Annotated in this window: 33 protein-coding genes; 4 read left to right on the top strand and 29 right to left on the bottom strand. The window is 30.2% G+C overall.

The window, feature by feature from the left end; genetic code table 11:
* Positions 1–182: 182 nt before the first annotated feature.
* The 21 genes from KQI42_RS00005 to KQI42_RS00105 form a co-directional block, all read right to left on the bottom strand.
* Positions 183–800 (bottom strand): YmfQ family protein, encoded by a 618-nt coding sequence (locus KQI42_RS00005; RefSeq protein WP_216515524.1) that lies wholly within the window; start codon positions 798–800, stop codon positions 183–185.
* A gap of 3 nt (positions 801–803) precedes the next feature.
* On the bottom strand, positions 804–2,741 hold the full coding sequence (locus KQI42_RS00010; protein ID WP_216515526.1) for a DUF4795 domain-containing protein: 1,938 nt from the start codon (positions 2,739–2,741) through the stop codon (positions 804–806).
* 1 nt (position 2,742) lies between these two features.
* The gene (locus KQI42_RS00015) at positions 2,743–3,786 is read right to left on the bottom strand and encodes a baseplate J/gp47 family protein (protein WP_216515528.1); all 1,044 of its coding nucleotides are present in this window, start codon (positions 3,784–3,786) and stop codon (positions 2,743–2,745) included.
* A 401-nt stretch (positions 3,787–4,187) separates the two neighbouring features.
* Positions 4,188–5,054, bottom strand: a complete 867-nt coding sequence (locus KQI42_RS00020) for a hypothetical protein (protein ID WP_216515530.1) — start codon at positions 5,052–5,054, stop codon at positions 4,188–4,190.
* Positions 5,055–5,068: 14 nt separating this feature from the next.
* Positions 5,069–5,455, bottom strand: a complete 387-nt coding sequence (locus KQI42_RS21135) for a collagen-like triple helix repeat-containing protein (RefSeq protein WP_216515532.1) — start codon at positions 5,453–5,455, stop codon at positions 5,069–5,071.
* A gap of 2 nt (positions 5,456–5,457) precedes the next feature.
* Positions 5,458–5,748, bottom strand: coding sequence for a hypothetical protein (locus tag KQI42_RS00030; protein WP_216515535.1), 291 nt, complete (start codon positions 5,746–5,748; stop codon positions 5,458–5,460).
* On the bottom strand, positions 5,748–6,287 hold the full coding sequence (locus KQI42_RS00035) for a putative phage tail protein (protein WP_216515537.1): 540 nt from the start codon (positions 6,285–6,287) through the stop codon (positions 5,748–5,750). The genes KQI42_RS00030 and KQI42_RS00035 overlap by 1 nt, the downstream gene beginning before the upstream one ends.
* The gene (locus tag KQI42_RS00040; RefSeq protein ID WP_216515539.1) at positions 6,284–7,360 is read right to left on the bottom strand and encodes a baseplate J/gp47 family protein; all 1,077 of its coding nucleotides are present in this window, start codon (positions 7,358–7,360) and stop codon (positions 6,284–6,286) included. Before KQI42_RS00040 ends, KQI42_RS00035 begins: the two co-directional genes overlap by 4 nt.
* On the bottom strand, positions 7,360–7,767 hold the full coding sequence (locus KQI42_RS00045; RefSeq protein WP_216515542.1) for a DUF2634 domain-containing protein: 408 nt from the start codon (positions 7,765–7,767) through the stop codon (positions 7,360–7,362). The genes KQI42_RS00040 and KQI42_RS00045 overlap by 1 nt, the downstream gene beginning before the upstream one ends.
* On the bottom strand, positions 7,764–8,078 hold the full coding sequence (locus KQI42_RS00050; RefSeq protein WP_216515544.1) for a DUF2577 domain-containing protein: 315 nt from the start codon (positions 8,076–8,078) through the stop codon (positions 7,764–7,766). Before KQI42_RS00050 ends, KQI42_RS00045 begins: the two co-directional genes overlap by 4 nt.
* Positions 8,079–9,035 carry an XkdQ/YqbQ family protein gene (locus tag KQI42_RS00055; RefSeq protein ID WP_216515546.1) on the bottom strand — a complete coding sequence of 319 codons (957 nt, stop codon included), beginning with the start codon at positions 9,033–9,035 and terminating at the stop codon, positions 8,079–8,081. It lies immediately after the preceding gene.
* A 10-nt stretch (positions 9,036–9,045) separates the two neighbouring features.
* A complete protein-coding gene (locus tag KQI42_RS00060) occupies positions 9,046–9,708 on the bottom strand; it encodes a LysM peptidoglycan-binding domain-containing protein (protein WP_216515548.1) in 663 nt (220 codons plus the stop codon).
* A gap of 1 nt (position 9,709) precedes the next feature.
* On the bottom strand, positions 9,710–11,653 hold the full coding sequence (locus tag KQI42_RS00065; protein WP_216515550.1) for a phage tail tape measure protein: 1,944 nt from the start codon (positions 11,651–11,653) through the stop codon (positions 9,710–9,712).
* Positions 11,654–11,708: 55 nt separating this feature from the next.
* Entirely contained in the window at positions 11,709–11,879 is a 171-nt protein-coding gene (locus KQI42_RS00070) for a hypothetical protein (protein ID WP_216515551.1), read from the bottom strand.
* Entirely contained in the window at positions 11,879–12,298 is a 420-nt protein-coding gene (locus tag KQI42_RS00075) for a phage tail assembly chaperone (protein WP_216515553.1), read from the bottom strand. The genes KQI42_RS00070 and KQI42_RS00075 overlap by 1 nt, the downstream gene beginning before the upstream one ends.
* 14 nt (positions 12,299–12,312) lie before the next feature.
* Positions 12,313–12,774: a phage tail tube protein gene (locus tag KQI42_RS00080; RefSeq protein ID WP_216515554.1), complete on the bottom strand. Its 462-nt coding sequence runs from the start codon at positions 12,772–12,774 to the stop codon at positions 12,313–12,315.
* Between the two features lie 18 nt (positions 12,775–12,792).
* Positions 12,793–14,094: a phage tail sheath family protein gene (locus KQI42_RS00085; protein ID WP_216515556.1), complete on the bottom strand. Its 1,302-nt coding sequence runs from the start codon at positions 14,092–14,094 to the stop codon at positions 12,793–12,795.
* A 1-nt stretch (position 14,095) separates the two neighbouring features.
* Positions 14,096–14,278 (bottom strand): hypothetical protein, encoded by a 183-nt coding sequence (locus KQI42_RS00090; protein WP_216515557.1) that lies wholly within the window; start codon positions 14,276–14,278, stop codon positions 14,096–14,098.
* On the bottom strand, positions 14,268–14,714 hold the full coding sequence (locus tag KQI42_RS00095; RefSeq protein ID WP_216515559.1) for a phage tail terminator family protein: 447 nt from the start codon (positions 14,712–14,714) through the stop codon (positions 14,268–14,270). Before KQI42_RS00095 ends, KQI42_RS00090 begins: the two co-directional genes overlap by 11 nt.
* Positions 14,715–14,764: 50 nt before the next feature.
* Positions 14,765–14,947 (bottom strand): hypothetical protein, encoded by a 183-nt coding sequence (locus KQI42_RS00100; protein ID WP_216515561.1) that lies wholly within the window; start codon positions 14,945–14,947, stop codon positions 14,765–14,767.
* A gap of 210 nt (positions 14,948–15,157) precedes the next feature.
* The gene (locus KQI42_RS00105; RefSeq protein WP_216515563.1) at positions 15,158–15,685 is read right to left on the bottom strand and encodes a V-type ATP synthase subunit I domain-containing protein; all 528 of its coding nucleotides are present in this window, start codon (positions 15,683–15,685) and stop codon (positions 15,158–15,160) included.
* Between the two features lie 307 nt (positions 15,686–15,992).
* Here KQI42_RS00105 and KQI42_RS00110 point away from each other — a divergent pair, with 307 nt between their 5' ends.
* Both KQI42_RS00110 and KQI42_RS00115 read left to right on the top strand, forming a co-directional pair.
* Positions 15,993–16,349, top strand: coding sequence for a helix-turn-helix domain-containing protein (locus KQI42_RS00110; protein WP_216515565.1), 357 nt, complete (start codon positions 15,993–15,995; stop codon positions 16,347–16,349).
* Between the two features lie 31 nt (positions 16,350–16,380).
* Positions 16,381–16,845 carry an ImmA/IrrE family metallo-endopeptidase gene (locus KQI42_RS00115; RefSeq protein WP_216515567.1) on the top strand — a complete coding sequence of 155 codons (465 nt, stop codon included), beginning with the start codon at positions 16,381–16,383 and terminating at the stop codon, positions 16,843–16,845.
* A 53-nt stretch (positions 16,846–16,898) separates the two neighbouring features.
* On the opposite strand, the gene KQI42_RS00120 is transcribed toward KQI42_RS00115, so the two are convergent.
* Together KQI42_RS00120 and KQI42_RS00125 are read right to left on the bottom strand one after the other, a co-directional pair.
* Positions 16,899–17,249, bottom strand: a complete 351-nt coding sequence (locus KQI42_RS00120; protein WP_216515569.1) for a P-II family nitrogen regulator — start codon at positions 17,247–17,249, stop codon at positions 16,899–16,901.
* A 39-nt stretch (positions 17,250–17,288) separates the two neighbouring features.
* Positions 17,289–18,485 carry a cation:proton antiporter gene (locus tag KQI42_RS00125; RefSeq protein ID WP_216515571.1) on the bottom strand — a complete coding sequence of 399 codons (1,197 nt, stop codon included), beginning with the start codon at positions 18,483–18,485 and terminating at the stop codon, positions 17,289–17,291.
* Positions 18,486–19,096: 611 nt separating this feature from the next.
* Here KQI42_RS00125 and KQI42_RS00130 point away from each other — a divergent pair.
* Positions 19,097–19,246 carry a hypothetical protein gene (locus KQI42_RS00130; protein WP_216515573.1) on the top strand — a complete coding sequence of 50 codons (150 nt, stop codon included), beginning with the start codon at positions 19,097–19,099 and terminating at the stop codon, positions 19,244–19,246.
* A 177-nt stretch (positions 19,247–19,423) separates the two neighbouring features.
* On the opposite strand, the gene KQI42_RS00135 is transcribed toward KQI42_RS00130, so the two are convergent.
* Positions 19,424–19,729: a hypothetical protein gene (locus tag KQI42_RS00135; protein WP_216515576.1), complete on the bottom strand. Its 306-nt coding sequence runs from the start codon at positions 19,727–19,729 to the stop codon at positions 19,424–19,426.
* A gap of 205 nt (positions 19,730–19,934) precedes the next feature.
* Positions 19,935–20,144: a hypothetical protein gene (locus KQI42_RS00140; protein WP_216515578.1), complete on the bottom strand. Its 210-nt coding sequence runs from the start codon at positions 20,142–20,144 to the stop codon at positions 19,935–19,937.
* A gap of 295 nt (positions 20,145–20,439) precedes the next feature.
* Between KQI42_RS00140 and KQI42_RS00145 the strand changes: the two genes are divergently transcribed.
* Positions 20,440–20,610 (top strand): hypothetical protein, encoded by a 171-nt coding sequence (locus KQI42_RS00145; protein ID WP_216515580.1) that lies wholly within the window; start codon positions 20,440–20,442, stop codon positions 20,608–20,610.
* Between the two features lie 95 nt (positions 20,611–20,705).
* Here the strand turns inward: KQI42_RS00145 and KQI42_RS00150 are convergent, their stop codons facing one another.
* The 4 genes from KQI42_RS00150 to KQI42_RS00165 all read right to left on the bottom strand — a co-directional run bounded on the left by KQI42_RS00150 (position 20,706) and on the right by KQI42_RS00165 (position 25,291).
* A complete protein-coding gene (locus KQI42_RS00150; RefSeq protein WP_216515583.1) occupies positions 20,706–20,861 on the bottom strand; it encodes a hypothetical protein in 156 nt (51 codons plus the stop codon).
* Positions 20,862–21,175: 314 nt separating this feature from the next.
* Positions 21,176–22,351: an amidohydrolase family protein gene (locus KQI42_RS00155; protein WP_216515585.1), complete on the bottom strand. Its 1,176-nt coding sequence runs from the start codon at positions 22,349–22,351 to the stop codon at positions 21,176–21,178.
* A complete protein-coding gene (locus KQI42_RS00160) occupies positions 22,345–23,463 on the bottom strand; it encodes an amidohydrolase family protein (RefSeq protein WP_216515587.1) in 1,119 nt (372 codons plus the stop codon). The genes KQI42_RS00155 and KQI42_RS00160 overlap by 7 nt, the downstream gene beginning before the upstream one ends.
* Positions 23,464–23,539: 76 nt before the next feature.
* Positions 23,540–25,291 carry a peptide ABC transporter substrate-binding protein gene (locus tag KQI42_RS00165; RefSeq protein WP_216515589.1) on the bottom strand — a complete coding sequence of 584 codons (1,752 nt, stop codon included), beginning with the start codon at positions 25,289–25,291 and terminating at the stop codon, positions 23,540–23,542.
* Between the last annotated feature and the right edge of the window lie 22 nt (positions 25,292–25,313).

Below are 25,313 nucleotides of genomic sequence, written 5' to 3' on the forward strand. Positions count from 1 at the left end.
AATTTATTCTTTTCCGCTATAGTATAATCATTTGTACTTAATCCTTTACCGCTTATTTTATCTACCTTTTTAGCTAGTTCACTATCAATGATGTCAACATTATCATTTAAATCATCAATATTTACTACATCTGCACCTTCTGGTTTCTTTAGCTTTAAATTAGTTGTATATTTCACTTTTTATCACTCTCCTTCATATACTCTTAATTCATCCCAAGTCATTACATTAGTCTGTTTCCAAGTTAACTCTTTTAAATAATTCCAAACTGTATAAGTATACTTAAATTCATAATATAAATGAGCTGGTTTAATCATTTCTAACATATCTATAAACCCTTGCATGTTTCTGGGTATTCCTTTAACTCCTATAAACTTTACTATGAAATATTCTTCTTCTGGAAACTCTATTACATCAACTTCCCCACCACTAAAGGCTTCTGCTGTATTCTTTATCATTTCCTTAGTAGTTGTACCAGTTCCTCTTAATTTAGCTTTAATTATTTCTCGTCTTTCTTCTAGAGATAAGCTCATATTAGTTTTTAATCCTAGTTCCTTTTCATAAACACTTAATCCCCATGTTGCAGTATCAATAAAAAACTGCTTATATACATCTTCTATATAATAAGCAGATACACCAAATTCTTTCTCTATTGAATTTTGAATACTTTTCATTATATTAGATTCTTGATAGTACCAGGGTAGATATTTCATTAAATCAGGAGTTAAATCGTCTATTTCTGGACCTGTTGGTGTGTCTTCTTCGCCATATCTATATTCACCATATTTATATTGTCCATACATAACTTACACCCCCTTGAGGTTATTCCAAGTTACCCTTTTAGAGAGATAGCCTTTATCATTGGATAGTTGACTTAGCTTAGTAGGTATATCTTTAATCGTTGCCAATCTATTACCAGCTTTAATATTCCTATATCCCCCACCAATAAAATGTTCAGGTATAGAATTAAACTTCTTTAATCCTATAAAATCAAATGGAGTTTCTCTATCTGTTCTAGGTGAATAAACTTGCTCATATTGAGTGCCAGGTTTATTTATAAAATCTCCTATATATGGAGTTATCTCTATATTTCTATCGTATGCAATAAGTCTATACTTTGCATGTCCACCCCTTAACCAAATTAATATATTATTAGTATCTGGTAGTGGTATTATTATATCAGCAACCATCTTGCTATATGTTTGCCCCATAGTTATATCCATAAAGTAATTCATTCCACCCCATCCAAGTGCGTAAGTATTTAAATATACCTGTAATCCACCCCTATGAGTAGCAGTATTCCATACATCTGGTGCATCCCAACTATAACCTCTAACTATTTCCAAGGTTTTTTGACTCGGTTGCCCATCATCCAAAGAACTAATATTGGATATTACAACTGGATAGTATGTGTTTGCATTACCATCAACATAAAAGTCCATTGTTCTATACCGTAAATCTTGTATATTATGCTCATGTATCGCTGGAGTAAAAGTAGATGGTTTTCCTGTTATTCCAGTCCAAGGCACACTATCAGCACTTTCAGCCACATCTACTTTACCATTATTATTTTTATCATATATAGATTTAAGCATATCTCCATTACCAGCACCGCTAAGTTCTTCTTTAGTTGCAAAGGTTTCATCTACATAGATTTTATCAGCTTTATTTGAAACGGTATTCCATTTATTTCTTTCTGTAGATGTAATATGCTTTACTGTATCTGTAGTATGTTCTACTGCATTGTTCCAGCTATCTATTAGAGTTTGAGTTATTTTATCTAAGATAGATTTATTTTCATGGATATGTCTCTTATTGTTAGAATCATTCCAGTTAGTGCGTTCTTCACTTGTAATATGCTTAATCGTATTACTGTCATGTGTATCTATATATTCTTTTGCACTTTTAAGGGTATTGTCTGCTTTAGCTTGTGAACCTTCTACTGTTTCTTTGCCGTTCCAATCAGCCTTTTCAGTGTCAGATACAAATCTTTTGTTTGCATTTTGAACTATAATATCAGCGCTATGAGTAGCTGGATGAATATATTTATTGGCTCCTGTTTCAATCCCTGACAATTTTTGTTTCTCTTCTGTAGTGTAATCTTCTGTAGAAAGTCCTTTCCCTTGCTCCTTATCTACTTTAGTTGATAGAAGGTTTATTATATTAGTTGCAAAATTAGGGTCATTATCTAAGGCTGTAGCTAATTTTTCTAACGTGTCTAAAGCTTCTGGTGCTGCTCCTATTATTTCTTGTATTTTCTGTAATACTTCTTCTTTGGTAAACACATTATCTTTATTAGCTTTTTTATTTAATTCTGTATCTACATAAGTTTTTTCAGCTTTATTATTTTCGAGAGTAGTTGCTCTATTTTTTAACTGTTTTATTTCCCTATTGTTGCTATCCTTATAATCATTTAGGTTATTACTTGTATCAGTTATAGCTTCCTGTAACTCATTTATGTCCTCTGCTTCTACTTGATCCCCTGTAGTTTCATAGGTAATATATACTTTCTCACTATTAGAGAATATTTTTAAGTGAGTTTTCCAGGGAGTTTCTGATGGTGTAGATATAAAGAAGTTTTCTACCTTTTCCCCTGTATATTTAGATCCTGTATATATTGATATAGATTGATGATTTACATTATCATGGTCCAAAAAACCTTCCCACTTACCTTCAGTTATGATTTTTTCTTCTTCTATAATATATACTCCACTTGGTTTCTTATTTAGTTTCTCTACAAACAACCTATATCACCTCCAATTCTACTAAGTTAAATACAGGTATTTCTTCTTCTCCTAATGATATGTTTTTCATTTCTTCATTTAGTTTTAAATCGTCATAGTCTAATACTCCTTCTGTATTAAAGAGAATATTTCCTATAGCCGCATAACTAATATATGAATCTTTAAATACTATTTCTTTTCTATATTTATCTATGTTTTCTTTAAATTTTTGTTGTACTTCTTGTATTCTATATCCTTCTGCTAAATTTACTTTTGATGATATACTTATATTTTTATCAACTGCTGATACTACTGTTACTTTAGCACCTATAGGTCTTTCTTTTTCTATATGCTCAAATACCTTTTCTACAAGTTCTTCCCCTGCTGGATTCTTATTTGAATCTACTATTACTACCTTAACTGTACCTCTTCCATTCCAAAGTGGTACTACTTTAGCATCTCCTATTCCTACTACTTCTTTAGCCCAATTCAAATAGTGATACTTATTCCCTGATGTTGCAGGAGTTTTTATTCTTTCATAATACCTTTCTAGTAGGCTTTTATCTTCTTCAACTTCATATCCTATAGCTAATATATCTGTTAATTCAGCAGTAGCCAATCCGCTAATGTAATCGACTGGAATCAACTTACCTATATATGCATTTCCTATTTCTCCAGCCTTTTCACATTCCAGTTTAAATACACCATCTATAATTTTTTCTGTAACCTTATAATATAGATTTTCTCCAGTAAATCTACTGCCTATAGGAACATTAAAAAAACTACCATCAGCTTTTTTAAATACACCTTTTTTAATAGCCTTGGTAGCTTTTTTTCTATTTATACCTGTTCTAAATTTTATAAATCGTTCTAATTCTTCGTCTTGTAGATTTTCTACATCTAGCTTACTATAAATATACTCCAATGTTATATAGGACTGTGCTAATTCCGCAGCTGTAGGGGCTAAAGCATCATATATAATAGAACCTTGTCTTTTATCTATATTATTTGGTATTTTATCTAACATTCTTTTTAAAATATCTTCATAACTTACATTTTCAAGCACTATAAGTTCACCTCCTATACTTTTTGTTAGAATTATGTCTTTATCAATTTGTATTAAAACATATTAAAGAAGTATATGAAAAACTTCATTAATATCTATATTAGTTTTCTTATATAAAACTTTACAAGTAACTGTTTTCTGTAAAGTCATATTAATTAACTTCTTGTAATTGAGTTATGATTGCTATTAATTTCATTGTGGTGCCTTTTAGTTCTGATACTTTATTATTTAAAACTCTATAGTAACCATATTTTGTTCTTCTAGCTCTTTAATCTTCTCCTATAATTCTGCTTCAATTGAAGGCTCATATCTTTCTTGAGACCATTGTTGTCCATCTCATTTTCTCCATAGTAGGGTTTCGTTGTAATCTTCTATTTTAATGTATTTTTTCTCCTCCTAAATTATAATAAAGTTACAATAATTGGTGTGTTAAATGATTCATTGTATTGATAGGCATCAGCTCTTATTTTTACATGTATTTCTACATCAGATCTTCTTCTTGCTTCTAATGTATAAGTAGTGGTTGTCAAGTTCCACCACCTTAAATAGTACCCAATTGATTCTCTCCTTTCTCCAACAGGAAAATCTGATAAGGTTAGAAAAAATGTAAGATTTATTCCCCTAAAATCCTTCTTGTCAATTTCGATAATGAAATATTTAGCCCAATCTGGTATATCAAAAATCTTTTCTTCTTGATTGTAAGAATCTTTCTCTATAAAAAAATTAGGCTTCCATATTTCTTCCCTGAAGTTTGAACTCTCCAATGTCCCAACTACCCCACCAACATTAACACCTTGCTTAATATTCCCTGCCACTAAGTTAGAAAACTGTGCCTTAACTTTACCACTACCATTATGATAACCTGCTGGTATTGTTATCTGTCCTCCTTGGGTTGTTATGGTATTATCTATTGCTCCTCTATTAGCCATACTTCCTATTAACTTCTTCCCTTTAGCATAAGCAGTTTTACCACTTAATATATCTCCTGCTATTGCTGTTGCATCTCCTGTTTTATCTGTTTCTATAGACTTTATTCCTAAATCTAATTCATTAAATGTAGCGACTGTTCCTTGTTTAGAAACCCTTCCACCTTTGGACTTGATGGAGGTTTCTAATAAGTTTTTACCATCAAGTCCAGACTGAAAAACCTCTGTTAATTTAGTTTCTACATTTTTTCCGTCACTGGTTTTCACATTAGAAGCCTTTGTATGAGGATAATATATATTTCCATCACTATCTTCAATTCTTATATTTCTTTCTTCAGCCATTTATATCACCACCCCTATATCTTCTTAAAGAATAATTTTATCTCCTGTGCATTTTCTTTAGTAGTACCATATTTTACGTTGTCACCATCTTTTCCAGCAGGTCCTTGAGGTCCTCTGTCACCAGTTGCTCCTTTAGCTCCATCCGCCCCTTTTAGCCCCTGTGCCCCAGTGTCGCCTTTGTCTCCTTTATCGCCTTTTGGACCTTGAATTCCTTGAGGTCCTCTATCTCCTTTGTCACCCTTTTCACCTTTTTGTAATACTAAATTATTTAAATAAGTCTGTAAATCTTGACCATTTTCTAATGCTATAGCTCTAGCTTCTGTTTCAGGAATAACTGTTTCTATAACATTTCCCGTTTTTTCATCAAGTAATTGAATTTGAATTATACTTTTAGCTGACATTTCTACCCCTCCTTAATTTTTATTCCCATATTAGGTGATACCCTTATATTCTCATCAGGGCTTATTGGTATTTCATTTTCATCTGTAACTATAAAATAAAAAGCCCCTTTTTTCCTATCTTTGGGGATAGGTGGGCTTTCTGATACTATTATTGGAGATGAATTTTCTATTTTATCTTCTACTTCTTTTAATTTTGTATCTATCTTATCCATGTTTAAATTGGCATCATCAATATTATAAAAATCATCTTGCGACGGTTTCTTTAGATTATAATTCTTTGTATACTCTGCCATTAAATAATCACCTCACTTCTTAATTCCTCGTGTGAATATCTATTTAAATAATTATGTGTAGAATTATTTAACTTTTTATACTGGTTATATCTTAGTTCTACAGTAATCACCATATTAGCTGGTGCCATCTTCCTTGTAAGTTCTTTTACTTCATCAAACATTCTTTTTTTAGTTAATTCTATTTTTATCTTCAATGAATATTCTTTTGAATTCAGTACCATTGAGTAGCCATTGTTTCCGCATAATTGATCCAAAGTATTTTGTAACACTCTATAAGTATAGGGAAGCTGTTCATTCCAACGTGCTTTTACTCTAAATCTTCTACTTTCTATATCGTCATCAGCAAATGGAATGATTTCAAGAATTTTTTCACGTCTAGCTATTCCTCTTTCAGTAGCAGTTTCAATGAATTGATCGTCTATTAAATCCTCAATAACTTCCCATACTTTTTTAACTTCTGGATTCTCAGCTTTTGCTATTTCTTTAAACTCTTTTATATTTTTAATTTCTTCTATCCAATATTCTTCTAACCGTTTCATACTGATGTTACCTCACCTAAAACTGGTATTTCTACCTCTGATAATATAAGATTTTGTCCTGCTCCATTAATCTTAGTATTTTGTATATCTAAAACTCCTACAACATTTAAAATCCTAGTTTCAAGCTGACTAATCCTAACTACAACACTTTCACTTTCTGCCCACTCTTTTCTTAAATCCAAGAAATATTCATTAATTACATTTTCCACCCTTTGTTTTACGTCTATCCATGTATATCCTTTTTGAAAAATAATATTTGTTTCAATATTTACAGTCTTATCTTCTACCCCTTCTACAGTTACAATGTGACCTATTGGTGCTATTCCAAGACCTTGTCCTCGGTTTTGTATTGGATCTATAGAAGTCTGGATATTATCTATTAATGTATTAGAAGGTTTTTTGTATTCACTATCTATAACAACAAGTTTTACAGTGCCTCCTCCATTCCATACTGGATATACTTTTACTCCGCCAACTCCATTTAATTCATTGGTTTTTTCTTTATATCCAGCTATATTTCCACCAAAGGATTCACTTTGTAAGCTATGAAAATACCTTTTTCTAAGATGATCGTCGTTTTCCTCGTTTTCTCCTGGAATTAAAACATCAGATAGCATTGCCGATTCAAGTCCACTTATATATTCAGCAGGAATTAATTTTCCAATATAAAAATTGCCTTTTTCCCCTGCTTCTTCGCATTGAAGCTTAAATTCTCCGTCTGCAATTTTTTCTTTAACAACATAGTTAAGATTATTTCCTGTAAATCTATTGCCTATTGATACATTAAAAGGCTGATTATTGCTTCCTTTAAATATGCCTTTTCTAATGGCTTTCGTTGCAGGTGTTCTATTTATGTTTCTCTCTGCTGCCCTTCTTGTTAAATCTTCACCTACTGCAGTATCAGCATAAGTTCTATTTTCTATGTTTTGTAAATCTATATATGCCTGTGCTAATTCTGCTGCTGCAGGAGCTAAAGCATCGTATATAATAGAGCCTTGCCTTTTATCTATACTATTTGGTACTCTATCCAACATTCTTTTTAATATATTTTCATAACTGGTATTTTCAAGCATTAGACATTCACCTCTTTCAATCCATCTATATCTCCAAATATTGTATGAACTGTAAATCTAGTATGAACAACATCTTTTTCAGAAGTTTCAAATATGAAATTATCAACTTCTAAAATTCTATCATCATCTAATAAAGCTTCTCTTATTCTCCTTTTTAATTCCGAATATACATAGGGCTTTGGTTTCCCAAATAAATCGGATACTTCGAATCCATAATCCCAATCATATATTTCGTATTTATATCTTTCTGTCTCTAATATTTTATATATTGCCTGTTCCATAGCTTCTTTTCCATCTTTGTATCCAGTTATTTCTCCAGTTTCAAAATTGAATCTATAGGTGAAAGTTGGCTGCTCTACTATCTCTATTTCTTCTCCAATATTTATATCTTCAAGCTTTGGTATCATACTCTCACCAACCTATCTAAAATAATATATTTTTGTCCTCCTTGAGCTCTTAGAAGCAGTACCTCATCTCCTTCTTTTAAGCCATCAAAAATAACTGCCTTATTTTTAATCCCATCATCTATGGTTATTTCTGTTTCCCTATCGATGACATTAGAGGTTAGAAGTATAAATTCCTTAGAAATAGAAAATTTCTGATCTATATTTATCTCTAACGGATTAACAGAAGTAACTTCACCATAAGTTATAGAGGTAGGAGAATTTTGCTCTACTGCTTCTATAGCCGCTTGTTTTATTAAACTAATCATACTCATTTATATATCACCCCTTAAATCCAAGGACATAAAATGTTCATCATTTCTAAAGGTGTGCTTCACCTTTTCTACTAACATATATTGCTGAATAGATATATCCCCTATATCTCTCATAAGAACCATAACACTTGTGCCTGCTCTTACTCTTATATCTCCTAGACAGTCTTTTAGTTGTAGAGTTCTACCTTTTCTATTCTTCATTTTTAGTAAGATTTCAGCTTTAACCTTTGGATTAACATTTTCATCAATTTTATCGAGATACTGTAGAACTCCCCAGTTATCTATATTATTGTCATCTTTGTCTACACAAGGTTCTTCTTTACCTACATTTTCACCACTTCTATAAAGTTTAACTACATTATAGGTATCTGTATCAATATCCGTTTTATAGCTAAAATTTTGTGAATTATACTCTCCTATAACTAAATCAGGAATCTTCATTGTTTCTATATCCTTGAGCATTAAATTTCCATAATCATCATATAAAACATACATTTTCCCTTTATTTCTAAGAGTCAGTTCTAAAGCATCATATATTATGTCAAGAAGAGTTACATTTTCTTTTACTCTGTGTGGTATTACATAACCTGTATCCTCTATGGTTCCTATACTTAAATCATAAATTTGTGCTATTTCTTTTAAAACCTCTGAAGCCTTTTTTTCTGTATATTGATAAATATCCTTGTTTTTTAAATATCTTAATTTATCATAAGCTGTAACACTAATAATCTGATTTTTATCTCTATCCTTAGAAAATATAAAACCACAAAACAAATTTTTTCCATCTACTTTAAAAGTAACTGAATTTCCTTCTTGGAAATCTATAGTATCATCTTTTAAAATATTAAAAGTCAATTTTCCCGGCTGCCCTATTCTTACAGTTTCCCAAGTAATATCTCCTTCTACTAGAGGCATATATTGTTTGCCTTTATTTCGTATTACTAATTCATATGCCATTTAATCACTCCTAAGGTAATTTTAATACTTGTCCTATTTTAATCTTATTAGGATTGGATATATTGTTAAGTTTAGCTATTTCCATATACTTATTATCATCGTTTAATTCTTTTTTTGCTATATTCCACAAAGTATCTCCCTTTTTAACCTTATAGGTTTTCTCTGGAGTTTTAGCTGGTCTTTTTTCTTTTACTGTAGCAGTCGTTTTACCATCTTTAACTTCTTGGATAGTGACTACTTTTGTTTTATAATCTTTATATTGTTTCAATTCTAAACTTACATAAATATCCCCTTCTTCTCCTGCTTTTTCTTCTATAGTATAGCTTTCCAAGGATACTGCCATATTAGTATCAAATAAAGGCTCCTTCCAAGGAGCCTCTCTGCTGACAATAAGTCTAATGGGTTTTCTATCTACTTTATACTTTTCAAACCTCTCTAAATAATATCTAGGCATTTTAAATCCATCAGGATACTCTGCAAAGGGATATTTTTGACCTGGCAGTAGTATCTTAAAACTTATATCTGTTAATCCTGGATCTTTTAATATATTTATATCTCCTAGATTAAGTAATTCTATTATTTTATTTTTATTATTCACTTTCAATGTAAAATCTGTAGGAGGAACTGGCAATTGTATTTCTTCTTTTTCAAGTTTTAAATAAAAGGAATACATATTAACTATACACCCCCTCTGCCGCTATATTTATTTGTTCTGTTAATACTCTTTCTATATGGTCTACTATACCATCTACATCAGCTGTTTCTCTAACATCTCCAAATTGTACACTTATTTGTGGAGCTAATGTGGCAGAAGTAAATTTATTTATTGCTTCTTGTTCTGCAAAGTCTTTCATCCATTGTAGTTCTTCATTGGATTTATCTATACTGTCTTTAATACCAACACCATTATTATTAATAGCTGCTAAATTATCTTGTTGTTTGACATTGAAAACTGATTGTTGCTCTGTGGAATCATTTATGGCTTTTATGATAGGTTCCTGACTGGACGCTCTTCTTTTTTCAAAATCTAATAATTTTTCTTGCCTTCTTGATTTTTGAATAGCAATGTCTATTTCTTTAGCTGCAATAGAATCATTTTTGCTCTGTCTTTCTGCCTCTACTTCTAAAGCAGCATGTGCTGCAAAATCTGCTGATTCAATTAAATCTATAGATATTATAGATATTTTGTTTAACTTTTCTATAAAACTATTAATATTTTTAATTGCTTTATTTATCAAATCCTCTATGTCTTGTATTATCTTTATCTTTGCATCAGCAACAATGTTGACCATACCATTTTTAAGTTTCAGAAAGAATAAATAAACATCACTCAAAAAATCCATAATATTATACCATGTTCTCATTATTGCAAGTGCGAACTCATCATTTGTCTGCCACAATTTATATACAAATGCAATTAGAGTGACTATCCCCATGATTATCCAGGTCCATGGATTTTTTAATAAAATTGAATTAAGTATCTCCTGCTTTATAGCAAGAATACTTGTTGCCATTTCCCATGCTAGCACAGCTGCAACGATTCCAAAAAGCATTGGTTCTATAATTCCCCAATTATCTGATATAAAAGAAAATAGTTCTATTGCTTTCTCTGTTATCCAGGCAATCCCATGAGATATATTATCAAAAAATTGTACTGCGTTACTAGATTGCAACCATTCTTCCACCTTTTCAAGGATAGGAACAAGCCTTTCTAAAGCACCTTCTCCTGTTTCTGCCAACTTTGTTTTGAAACCATTCATTATTTTTTCATATTTTGTTATTGGAGAATTTTTATATGCTTCCATTATTTCATCTGTTAATCCAGCTGTATTTAAAGTTTCACCAAAAGCATCTATTATTCCATCCATACTACCTTTTTTTATTGCTTGTTTTAACGGTTCCATTTGACTATCATCTAGATTTAATACGTTCTGTAGGTTGTCATAACGCCCTTCCATAGCTTCTTGTATCAAATCCCCTGCACTGCCTAAATCTCCAGTTTTTAAGCTTAATTTACTAGCCGTATCTGTTAATCCCATCAAACTATTTGCATTTTTTGTTATTCCTGTAAACTTTTTTGTTATTCCTATCAAACTTTCTAAGTCATGCCCTGTTTCAATAGCATAGGCTTTTAGATTATTAAAGTAACTTTTTCCCATATCAACATCTCCAAAAGCTGCTTGCATTGAAACTGACTGCTCATTAAGTTTTGCTGCGGCTCCTATGGTTTGTTGAAAACCTTTTTTAACGTTATCTACATTAATAAATTTTCCAAAAATATTTTTCATTCTTTTAGAAAAATCATCATTCGCTCCAAACCCATTTCTTTTTTCTTCCTTAACTTCTAAGGCTTTTTTAGTATTCGCTAGCTCTTCTGCTAAAGCTATTTCCTTCTCTTGTGCTGATATTAAATCATTCCTCGCCTTTTTTATATCTATTTCTTTTGCTCTCTTTTTCGATGATACTTTTTCATATCTTTTAGCTAATGCTTCTACATTTTTAGCTTGTCGCTCATACCGCTCTACTAATATTTCAAATTTTCTTCTAGCAATTTCCATACTATCTATATTCTTGGATAAGTCGTCAATAAGCCTAATACTTACCTTTTTATCTGCCATTTAATCACCTGCCTTTTTAAAAATAATAAAAGCATCCCAATTAAGGATGCTTTTATTATCTCTTTAATTTACTTGCCTGTTTTTTATCACTATCTATCTTAATATCTATATAAGCCATTACCACTGCTTTTTCATACTTATCCATCTCCACAAAATCTTTAGGCCTTATTTTAAGTTTATGGAGGGCATAGTAGGCATAGTTAGCCTCACTATCTCCCTCCTCCATTAGTTTTTTACTTCTTCAACTAAGTCCTCCATATCTGAGTCAAACCCATTTATATCCTGTGCCTTTTTAAGCAGAAGAGCATATTCTCCACCTGTTAACATTTTCTTTAAAAGCTTTTCAGCTCCAAGTACACCATAGGATTTCTGTAATTCTGCATCCTTTAAATTAGGAAATACTACAGATTCAACAGCAAATTTTGCTAGATATAAGTCATAGTCAGTTTCTTGACTGACTACTCCTTTGTTTCTTACCTTTTTTACACAAGACTTTCTTATGGCTTCATTTTCTTCTTCAGATAAAGACCTAATTTCCCATGGAATAGGATTCCCCTTATCATCTACAAATCTTTCTGATATTACATATTTTTCGTTTTCTACTTTTATAGCATTTTGACTTAAAAACCCACTTAATCCACTCATTTATTTTCCTCCTCTTATCTTCCTAAAGCTTTAAATTCTTCTTGCATATCTACATCATGGAAAGTAAAGCTAATTTCTTCATCTAATATTTCTGACTCAACGTCTAATTTTGCTATTGTAATACTATCTAGATTTACACCCTTTAAGACTACAGATTGTTTTCCTATACTTGCTGTAGGGTCTTCATTTTCAATTAATAAATCAAAATATATATCTCTACCATTTTTTATATAGTCTAGCATCATCTTTCTAAATATACTTGTAGCATAATATATAGTCATAGAGCCTGTACCATTCCAGCCTCCAGCTTTATGTTGTACTCCTGTTTTACCTAATACAGGTATTTCTGTTTTTTGCTTTTCTATAGTAGCCTCTATATTTTTAACATATAACATTTCTTCTATATTTCCATCAATAGTAGCATAAACTCTACCTAATTTACCGCTTATAACATCTTGTGATTTCATAAAAGTCATATAAATCAGCTCCCCTTTCTATTGTACCTCTACGGTCATATATAATTTTTCCATAGCATCAGTTGGTTTTACTACTTCATTTACAATTATTTCTCTTTTATTTTCTCCTATAGTTACTGTAATATCCTCATGAGTAAAGTCTTCTATAGCTCTTATACTTTGAAGTTGTTCATGATAATTTACAAGTTCAGTTTTAAATAATGCTCTTCCTGTATCATCATTATTTACTTTTCCTAGAAAATGGTTGCTAAATATTCTAGCTGTATCATTAGCAATTTGGTCTAATACTTTAATAACTCTATTACTTGAAAAATCTTCGTTTTTATTAGGTGTATAACTTGTAAAAGTATTGATATCCTTTAATACTCTAACTGTATCTCCATCTTGATAAAAAGCAAATTCTCCATTTTCAATAGCTTTTATAAACTCTGATTTCTTATATTTAGTATTTATTTCATACTCTCCATCATAAACTTTGTTTGTAAGACTTTCATTTATTGCTGTTCCTGCTACTGCTCCAACTACCCATGGAACTAACTCTACGTTGTTTTTAATGCTTATTACGCCTTCAAAATCAGCTTTAGAATAGTTATATAGTACTGTAACTATTTTATAGCCTTCTTCATCCCTTAATCTCTTAGTAAATGAAGTAAATAATGCCTTAGTAGTTTCATCATCTCCTGCATATCCTAATACACTAAAGTCTTCTGCTTCAATTTTTTCTAAAAATCTACTATAGGACTCTCCTGTTGCTTTTCCATTTTCACCGCCAGTAAGATTTATTCCTGCTGTGGCTTCAAGTTCCCCAGTACCACTAAATATAACGAAGTTATTAGATTTTAATTCAGCTATGCTTCCTACTGTTTGACTGTCTACCTTAATAGAATCAATATAAGTTATAACATCAAATTTTGTTTCATCATTAATATTAACTTGGGTAACTACCTTAATATCGTTTCCTCTAGTTCCTATATATTTAGCAGTAACAGTCAATCCACCTATAGTTGCAGTAGCTTTCTTGCCTCCTTCACCATTAATCCTAAATAATTTAAGGGATTTTGCATGGTTAAACAATTCTCTAACAGGTTTCAACTCCTCAGATGTATAACTGTATCCAAGAATATTTAAAGCTTCTTTTTGAAACTCAGCTGCTTCAATTGTTATTATATTTGCCTCATCTCCCCAGTTTAACTCTAATGGTAATGCAGCAGTACCTCTAGCTCCTAAACCTCCTAAAGCTCTTGCTTTTGATGCAAAGTTAACGTATGCTCCTGGTAATACTTTGTTTTGAATTGTAAATGTACCTCCACCTAATGACATATTAATCCACCTTCCTTTTTAAAAATTTATTTATTTCTGTTTCTACTTCTTTAAGTGTGTAGGTTTCCCCATCACTTAAAATTGCATTAAATAAGTCTTTGCTATAAGATAATTTCTTACTTGCAAAGACTTGTTCTTTGGTAAATCTGTTTTCAATTGTTTTACTTTTAGTTTTATTGGTCATCTTTTACTTCTCCTTTCTGATAGAGTTTTTCCATTATAGGTACTTCTAAATTTTCTTTAACTATATAAAATGTATAATCTATAGAAAAGTGAAGTACATTATCTATTATTTCATAACTCATATCCTGACCCATAATTGTGATTTCCTCAAGCCTTATATGCTCAAGTTCGTCATAAAGGGTTTCAGCTACTCTAAGCATTTCTTCGCTTATACTATCTCCCTGCTTGGGAAAATAGCTGATTTTAAATATTTGTTTTCTTTTATACCTATTTCCTAATTGTTTAGCTTGATTTCCTTTTACATTTTCAATAAAAAAGCAAGGTTTCTCAAATTCTTCTTTAACTAATCCATCATATACTTTTGTATCTTCATCTTTAAATAACTCTATCTTTTTTATTATTTCCTTTTTAAGATCATTGAGAGTTATTCCCTTCATAAAACTATCCCTCCAAAAACCTTCCATATAGTATAATTCTTTAAATTCTTTTATCCCCACCTCCTTTGTTTAATCCTTCTTCCTTTTCTTTGATATGAATCATGCCCCATAAGATTTTCTATGGTATCTCCAAGCTTTATCTTCTTTTCTTTCTTGTTTTCATTTTTATAAAGCTTTGATAACTCCATATAGGTATTCATATCATTTTTTCTTAAGTGTTCTTCTATTTTCATTATTCCACCTCACTTTTATAGTAAAATCATAATGGCACATCAAAATTGATGTGCCATAGGAAATAGGTTTATAATAAAAAACCTCACTTATTTTTAGTGAGATTTTTTAATTCTTATTTTGTAACTTTGTTATATGATTTCTGGAAAGCTTTCCACATTACTATATTAACATATAATTTCATAAGTTTTGCCTCATTGTTGTCCCACTTTTTACCCACCATATTTTCCCATTTTATTTGTTTCATATACTAAGGATCTTATTATTTTATCTTTTCTTCTTTGTAATGTACTTCTAGCCATAAATAATTCTTCTTCCATCTGTCTATAACTTAGTTCTTTGTTATATCTCAATTCTATTATTCTTAGCTCTTCTTCATTAAGCTTTTGTAATAAGGCTTCTGTATTCTCGATTTGTTTCTCTAAGTTCATTATCTTACCTTTTACCTTATATTTTTCTTTTAGATTAAGCTCTAATTCTCTCATTATTCTATCCACTGCCATATCTAATTCCCTTTCAATACTAGAAACGATACTATTAGATTTAACGTATTCCCTTGAATAATCTATAGCTTTAAGAGGATTGTCCAATTCTACATTACACTCTTTAATATCTTTTCTCAGTCTTTCTATCCTATTATCTATCCTTATTAATTTACTCTTTAAGCTGTCAATTCTTTTCTTTTTTCTATAATACTCATATAACACCTCTTCTATTTTTCTATTTGCCTTTATATCCATACTTTTATCCCCCTTTATTTATGTAGTTTAATAACCTTTATATATTTGTAATGGATCTTAATTTTTGCTCTTATTCTGTTAAATGGAGCTATCTTACTAATTTTAGCTTCTGATTAACTATGAGTTAATTATATGTTTAACTCATAGTTATGTAAAATCGTATTATAACTGTTAGTTAATTATTTCCAAGATTTATCATTATTTATCAGATAATTCCTAAGCTTTACTTATGTTATCTAATTTTATTGTTGATTTCTCTTAACTCACAGTTTATAATATGGTTATAATGTTAACTGGAGGTTTTATTATGTTAGGAGATAGAATTAAATTCTTCAAGGATAAGAAGCAGTTATCAACAAAGCAATTATCTGAGTTAACAGGACTGACTGCTGCTTATTTAAGTATGATTGAAAATAATAAACGCACTAATCCTTCTAAAGAAACTATTGAGAAACTTGCGAATGCTCTTGAAGTTCCAATAGAAGAACTTTTTAAAGAAGGTCAAAATATAAATGAACCTGAAGAAATTAATAGTCTAGAAGAAGAAAAATCTTTTAAAACTATAGCAGCTCATTTTGATGGAATAGAATTCACTGAAGAGGAAGAAGAAGAAATTAATAATTATATTGAATTTCTATTATCAAAAAGAAAAAATAGGATATGAAACAGGTTCTATAGCAAAAGGGGGTACCACTATGAGCTACGAAGAATTGGCAAGGGAAATTGAAAAAGAGGGTGTTGAGTTAATAGAATCAAAATTCAATAGTGAAAATATAAAAGGATTATATGTAGATAATATAATAACTGTTAACAGTAATATAAGTACGGAAAAAGAGAAAAAATGTATTCTTGCTGAAGAAATAGGGCATTATTATACCTCATACGGAAATATCCTAGACCAATCGAAACTAGAAAATCGAAAGCAAGAAAGAAAGGCTAGAGGATGGGCATATGAGAAACTTGTAGGTATTGTAGATTTAATAAATGCCTTTAAATACGGGGTTAAGAACAGGTATGAATTATCTGAATACCTAAATGTAACGGAAGAATTTATTGAAGAAGCAATAAAATATTATAAAGAAAAATATGGATTATACTATCAGATAGACAACTATGTTGTATATTTTGAACCCTTAGCAATTTTAGAAAGAAGAGAATAACATTCCCATAATTAAAAAAATCCTATATGTACACACATATAGGATTTTTTTAATTATTCATCTTTTCCAATACCATAAACTTTACCTACAGGAACTGTAAACATTAATCCTGCACCTGGTTTATAAATATCTCCTATGACATCTTTCACTGCTCTAACAGCTTTATTTAAAAGTTGTTCATTTTCAATAATAGTAAATATAGTCTTGTTATAGGGTTTAGAGCTGTCTAAAAAACTCTTTAGTCCTCCAAAAATAATATCACGAGAATTCTCATTATTTAAAATAGCACTACCCATTCCTTGGCTATCTAATATAGTGGCACCTTTAACTCCAATTTCTACAAAAGCGGTTAAGATGTCATCTAAGTATTCAGTCTCATTAAGAACTAAAAATAGTGCATACATTTAATCACCTACTTTCATTATATAAATTCTCCTAAAGCTTTAGCATCTCTGCTCAACAACTTTCCCTAATGAATTGATTTCTCCAGCTTTTTGTATAGCAATTTTTGCTAAAATAGGTCCTGAGATTTCATATACAAGGACGCTAAACAGAATAACTGTAGTTATAGCTGTACTAAACTGTGGTAATTCTTGTCTTACAATCATAGACAATCCTATGGAAACTCCACCCTGTGGCAATAAAGCTAGTCCTAAATATTTAACTACTGATTCATCTGCATTGACTGATTTAGCTCCTAAAGAAGCTCCTAATATCTTACCAAATGCTCTAGCTAAAATATAACCAATACCCAATGCTCCTACATCTAATAATACTTTTAGGTTCAAACTTGCTCCTGCCAAGGTAAAAAATAATAAATAAAGAGGTGGAGTGAAATCGTTTATAAGTGAAAATACACGATTAGAGTTTTTCTTTAAGTTTACCAGAGTTGCTCCCAACATCATACATGTTAATAATGGAGATAATTTTAGTAGGTTTGCTATACCTGTACTGGCTGCAATTGAAGCTAAGACTATTGATAATAATTCATCCCTAGACTTTGCTCTTTTAGCTAAGAAAGTAAGTATTGCTCCCAATACAAATCCTAATATTAGAGATCCTACTATCTCTATAAAAGGCTGACTAATCATTTGTAAAAACGAGTAATCTGTTGTACCTATGGATATTTTAGCTATAGACATAGCAATGCCAAAAAACATAATGCCTACAGCATCATCAATGGCAACAACAGGTAATATGGTTCTTGTAAGAGGACCACTAGCCTTATACTGTCTAATAACCATAATGGTTGCAGCAGGAGCTGTTGCAGCTGACATAGAGGTTATTACAATACTAAATACAAAGGATTGATTAAACACATAATATGTTACTAAAAAAACTGCTAATACAGCACCAATAGCTTCTGCTAAGGTAATTATCATAATGCTTCTTCCTACCTTTAACATATCTTTCAGTACAAATTCACTACCAATACTAAAAGCAATAGCTGCTAATGCTACTTCATTGATTATGGAGAAACTATCCACATCTTGACTACTAATCACTTTGAAGAAAGATGGTCCAATAAATAATCCTGCAACTAAGTATCCCGTTACATTAGGAAGCTTAAAAAGTTTGGCTAATCTTCCTCCTAGAACTCCTACCATTAATACAATACTAATTTTTAAGAGTACATCCAATTCCAATATCCCTCCATATAATATTTTATCTTATAATTTAACATGATTTATAAGCTTAAGTTTATAGCACAATAGGCCGCAAGCACCATTGTATCTAATATATAGATATTTATCAACTTTTTAGATTGGATTTAGGTTATATTTCAGTTTCTTAGATATAAATGATCTCATTTTTAACATCAAATCACTACGAATATTAGAGCTAATAATTGCTAATGTCTTAATTTATATCTTATTTCTGTAATATTATAGAAACTAGTGAGAATGATGGATAGCCCTGCAAATGAAGATTGAAAGACTCTACCTTTACTGTAGAGTCTTTTAATTTTTAGCTACATAAATCTCTATACAAAAATTTCACAAAAGTTAAAATTTGTTAGTTATTGCATTAAATATATTTTTTGTTCCAAACTATTGCAAAAATGAATAAGTATGTAAACACATCATATAATAGTAGTAATAATATATCCTTATTTAATTACTAGTCTTAAACAAGCTCTTATCAAGATTTATAGCATATCATTAATGCTCTTTTGGTTTCACTCCTAGTTCAATTTCAATTACGAATTATTGACTCAATATGAGTTTAATATATCTAGGAGGTGAATAAAATGACATCTCACGAAAATATTCTAAAATTCCTAACAACTTTACTTAACTTTTTAATTAGTATAATATCATTACAAACCACAATAAGAAATAAAAAGAACTCTCCTAAAAAGGAAGAGTTCCAACAACGAGAAAAAGAAGTAGATATATAGGGGGGTGCCTCCCCCTATATTTCTTTTCCCTATATATTATATCATCAATTTTAAAAATTATGACCTAGTATTACAAATTTAAATAAAAAAGATTAGAATTCTCTCTAATCTTTTTTATTTAAACATTTCTATTTTATTATTTTCTATAAAATCAATTTGTTATAAAATATTAATTACTTAATCCTTATCTGCTGGAAATTGTTTTGTTGCTTTAGGATCTGCTATAGTTTCATAAGCTCCCATAGAAGCTATAGTAACTAAAATTGCATTAATAATAGTTAAAACTATTCCTTGTAACCCTTCTCCAGTTCTAGCAAATATAAAAGTAACTATCAAAGATATTATAAAAGCGTATAATCTTACTATAGAATCTCCGAATTTTTTCTTTACTATAGATTTGCTAAATTGGACTATAACCCCTACTACAGCTACAAGACCTGCAAAAGTAGTTAATGTTTCTGCAGTCATAAAATCATTAAACACATTATCCCTCCTTTACTTTTATCCGCTCATTATATTATCTTACCGATTTATTCAAAATCTTGTGCTCTAGTTAATTTATCCTCAAATCTCTTCTCATTAAATCTTATGTCTTTCTCATCTAATCTATGACAGCTTTCTGCCTAATATTCTCTATCCATCACCTCTGAAATCTATTTTTTCTTAGGTATTTTCTTTCCAAATATAACTAAGATATTCTTCTATTATCTAACTTGAACTCGTATTCATCCTTTTTTCTTTTAGCTGCTCTATATAAATCTTTTAAATTTTCTTCTGCTATGTCCATTAAGTAAATTGCAAAGTCTATTTCTTTTTCTGTTTCAGCATAATTAAATCTACATCTAGCTGCATTAAGTTCTTTTTCAGCTTGTTTTATTTTTGTTAAAAGATCCATCATTTTTTATTGACCTCCTTTGCTCTCTTAACGGCTCTTAAATACTCATTCTAATTTCGCCATCTATAGCTCTATCTATTACATACTATGACTAAATAATTAAGATGTATATGTATTGTCTTAAAAAGGGTTATTTCTTTCTATTGCTTATTACTTAAGTATCATTTTTATTCTATTTAGTTTTAAATAGCTTGTAACATATACATAATTACAACGTAATATATACTGCAATAGCCCACTTATTACTTTATATGGAGTTGATAATATGCTGTTTTGTCCCTTTATAAAAACATGTCAAATGGATAGAACTGATAAAATATACTATAGCGTTATTAGACAATTATATTGCTATGATAATAAACATAATTGTGCAAGATATATAGTTGGAGATGCTTTAGGTGAAGAAAAAATTCCTGATGATTTATTACCAGAAGAATTAGCTAAAGCTTATAAGATTATTAATAAATGAATTCTATTTATTTTTCTTTTAAGAGACATTTTTCTCAAGTCTCTTTTTTTTGTCTAAAATTTCACTATAAATTAAGCCAGTTATATACAATAACTTTAAATAACATTCATAGTCATTAAACTTAATACCATTGGAACTATACCAAACCATATAAATCTATCATCTGAATTTTTCTTTTTAATCAGGGCTAATATAAACCATATTCCCCATATAGTTGATAAAGTCCAAAATCTTAACTTGTATACAAACATCTATTCTTTCTCCCCTCCTTTTCTATTTTCCCTTTTAATTACATTACTATTTTTATCTTTAGACTAATATTCATATTTAATTAACTTTGTCCTTATTAAATTCTAATAATATAAGTAAAAAACATATCCCTGCTTTAATAAAAATCTTTTATAAGCTCAATGTAAATTTAACTTGATTATATTATGTAAGCTATTTTAAAACATAAAAAAGCCTTATAACTACTAAGTTATAAGGCCTTTACTAGAAACATTATAATAAACTTATTCTCTTTGACTAATTAATTCAAAATTAATATAATTTTTATTCTAAATTATTATATAGCATTAAAAGAAAATACAACTTCACCATTGATAATTGTATTTATAAGTTTTGCATTAGTGTTATATGCTGGAATACCTTGGAATAATAATATATCTGCATCTTTTCCTTCCTCTATTGAACCTATTCTATCATCTAACCCTAATATCTTAGCAGGATTTATTGTTATCATCTTTAATGCCCGTTCTACTTCTAAGCCTGACCTCACAGCTTCTCCTGCATGATGTATTAAACTATCTATACTAAGTATCGGTGCATCAGTTGTTAGTGCAGTTAGAACACCTCTATTATCTAATTCTGCAACACTTTCTATATCTATTAATCTAGCCTCACCAAAACTTTTTATAGATCCAACAGGACCAAATACTATTGAACATCCACTATCTACGATTTCCTCCATATATTCACTTGCTCCCCATGCATGATCAAGTGAAAAATTTAAATCAAACCTCTTGGTTATTTCTATAGCTGTCATCGTATCAAATTGTGTACAATGTATTTTTAGTGGCATTTCTTTTTTTAATACAGGTATAATAGCTTCTAAGTTTTTATCATAAGAGGGCATGTCCTTTCGTCCTAATTGTGCTGCTTCTTTATCCTTCATATATCTTTCAGTTTTATCGAATAAATCTATTATTATACTAGGTATAGCCATCCTACTAGAGGGTGATAATTTTCTGTCTCCATAAGTCCTCTTAGGATTTCCTCCTAATGCTACCTTTAATGCAACTGGATTTTTAATTGACATATCAAATATATTATCTCCATAGGTCTTAGTAGCAAAAACAAGTCCACATATTACATTTCCACTTCCAGGGGTTATGCCCAATGTTGTAATTCCACTTTCATAGGCATATCTAAAATCCTGTGATTGTGGATCTACTCCATAGATTGCTTCCATATCTGCTGTTATATTATTGGTCATTTCATTTAAATCATCTATACTTCTTCTTTCACTGAAGTTCATACCTCCTACATGGGAGTGACAGTCTATTAATCCTGGAAGTACTACCATTCCATTGGCATCTATGATTTCACCTTGGAATTTTGATAAATCTTCATTGTTATAATCATCTACTTTTACAATTTTTCCATCTTCTATTACTATATAGCCATTATCTATGATCCTATCTGCCATAGTATATATCTTAGCATTTTTTATGATTAACATCTTTCTCCCTCTCTTGAATAGACTATTTCGCCGTTTATTATTGTATATTCTACCCTACTATTATAGGTTTCTATAGGATCATTATCATATATAACTATATCTGCTATTTTCCCTTCTTCTATACTTCCAAGTATATGGTCTATTCCAAGGATTTTAGCAGGATTTAAACTCATCATTCTTGTAAGACTTTCCCTAGAAACCCCTGATTTATAGAATTCTATTCCATTCCAAAGATATTTTACTTTTCCACTTGGTGAATAGTCTCCTGTTAATGTGAAGCTTACTGGATTTCCTTTTTCTTCAAATTTACCTATTTTATATAGATCTGTTTCATTATATCTTCCTTGGGTCAGATATATAAGCTCTCCTATTACTAAGGATATATTTAAACCACTAAAATTATCTAAACATTTATGGGCTTGATATCCTCCAACTATTACCAGATTAATATTGAACTCCTTTATAAGGTTTATTAATCCATTTATTTCCATTGCTTCATTGGCTGTTATAAACAAGGGAAGTTTTCCTTCCACTATATCTTCTACAATTGATTGGACTTCCATATTAAATTCTAATCTATTTTTTAAGAAGCTTTCCAGTTCAGCAAATATACCCATTCTAGTCATTGGTGCTGATTTTCTCTCACCATATATTTCTTTTACATTTTTTATTACTGAACCCTTCATTCCTACTAATTCCTTTATCAACATTGTATTGGAGTTTTTTCCATATGTCCTATAGGCTGCCATTTGTCCACCTATAATATTAGAATTTCCTGGCGATGCTCCTATTGTCGTAATTCCAACTTTATATAGTTCTTCTAATTCTATTTCTCTATGATTAAAGGAATATTTTATTTTACATTCTGGGGTAATAGGATTGGAAATTTCATTATTATCTTTCATGCTAAAGGATATATCCATAGAACCAAAGCTACTTACAGGATCAATAAATCCTGGAAATACTTGTTTTCCTCCAGCATCTATAATTTCTTTATTTTCATCCATAATATTTTTATCAATTCTCTCTATAATTCCTTTATCTATTAGAATATCATAGTCCTTTAATACTTTCCCGTTACCAATGTGTATATTTCCATTTCTTATTATCAAAATATAATCCTCCTTGCCATATCTATTGTTGGGATTGTAAAGCAAGACATAATTGAAAATGGGTAATAAACTAATATTATTTTGTAAAATACATTAAATTATAACTTAATTCAGCATGAGGATTTATATAAAATCCTTTTAAATTCTTTGGAATAAAATAAGTATATGATAAACAATAGGTTGGTGCTATTACTCCCGTACCTACTAATAATTTCTCTGCTTCTAATAAAAGTTCTGCCCTTTCTTGGTTATCTGGAGAATTTGATGCTTCTTGAAGTAATTCTCTGTATCTATCTGCATCTTCTCCTGTCCAACCTGATTTAGTACTATCAAAATATCCATCTACTGGATCATAGATTTCTAAAAGTCCATTTGGATCGTTATAGTAAGGTCCCCAACCTGATGTACAGATATCATACTCTCCTGCATCTACCTTATCCCACATTACATTCCACTCCACCATATCTATTTTAATTTCTACTCCTAGTTTCTCCTTCCACTCTTGAAGTAACCATTCTGCTGATTTTTTAGAATATTCATTCGTTCCTCTAGTGAAATAACTTACATCCATTTTTGATGGATCTGGATCTAATCCTTCTTCCTTTAATCCTTCAATTAAAAGTTCCTTTGGATCTGGATATTTCTTTAGAAGTTCTCTTATTATTTCGTTTCTTCCACCTACTCTTTCACTGTATAATTCATCTCCAACATTTGTAACTGATGGTATCAATGAATATAGAGGTTCTGCCTTTCCTTCTCTTAAGTCTTTAACATATTTTTCCCTATCAAAAGCTAAGGAAAATGCTAATCTTATTTTTGGATTTTTAAAATATTTATTTTTAACATTAAATCCTAAAAATTCTGGTGCATTATCTGGTGCAGTTTTCATTTCAAATTTTCCATCTTCCATAATAAGGTTTTGCCACTCTGGTTCATTTGTAGTCATATAATCTATTTCTCCACTTAATAATGCCTGTGCTGTAGTCGCTGTTTCTTGAATGATTTTTCTTTCTATTCTCTCAAGAGTAATATTTTCTGCGTTCCAATAATTAGGATTCTTTACAAATGTAATCTGTACATTTGGATCCCAACTTTCTATTAAAAATCTACCATTCATCATAACTTTATCTATTGATGAACCATAAGCTGTTCCCCATTCTTCATATTTATCTTGTCTTACTGGTTGTGCTCCTGTAAGCAACTCTAAGAAATATCCATAAGGTTTTACTAAAGTAAATTCTATGGTTTTATCATCTATTACTTTTACTCCTATATCTTCTGGTTGTTTATTCTTCTCTGGATCTGTACCATCGTTGTAAAGGGATTCTCCAAAGTTTTCAATAACCCCATCGAATAACCAAGCATTTGTTGATCCAGTCTCTGGCTTTGCCATGGTTCTAAATGTAAATAAAAAATCATTAGCTGTTACTGGTACTCCATCATTCCAAACTGCATCTTCTCTAATGTTAAAAGTATAAGTCAATCCATCTTCACTAATAGTCCAATCCTTAGCTACTCCAGGTACTATTGCTGAATTACTGTTTTCATCTGTAATTTCTGCAACTAAGGTTTCAAGGATAAATTTTTGAACCCCATTATCCGGTGCTGAAGTATTTAACATAGGATTTAAACCTGTAGGCTCACTTCTATCACTATATTTTAATACTTGCTCATCTGATAGTTCTTCTTTCTTTCCTTCTGCATTATCTGTTTCCACTGTAGCATTATCTGTAGTTGCTGGTGCTTTGTCTTTTCCACATCCTACTAGTACTCCAAGGGATAAAGCCATAATCAAAATAAAAATTACTAATCTCTTAAGATTTTTCATAATTTCCTCCTCATAATTTGAT

Source organism: Tissierella simiarum, assembly GCF_018917865.1.
Classification (GTDB): domain Bacteria; phylum Bacillota; class Clostridia; order Tissierellales; family Tissierellaceae; genus Tissierella_C; species Tissierella_C simiarum.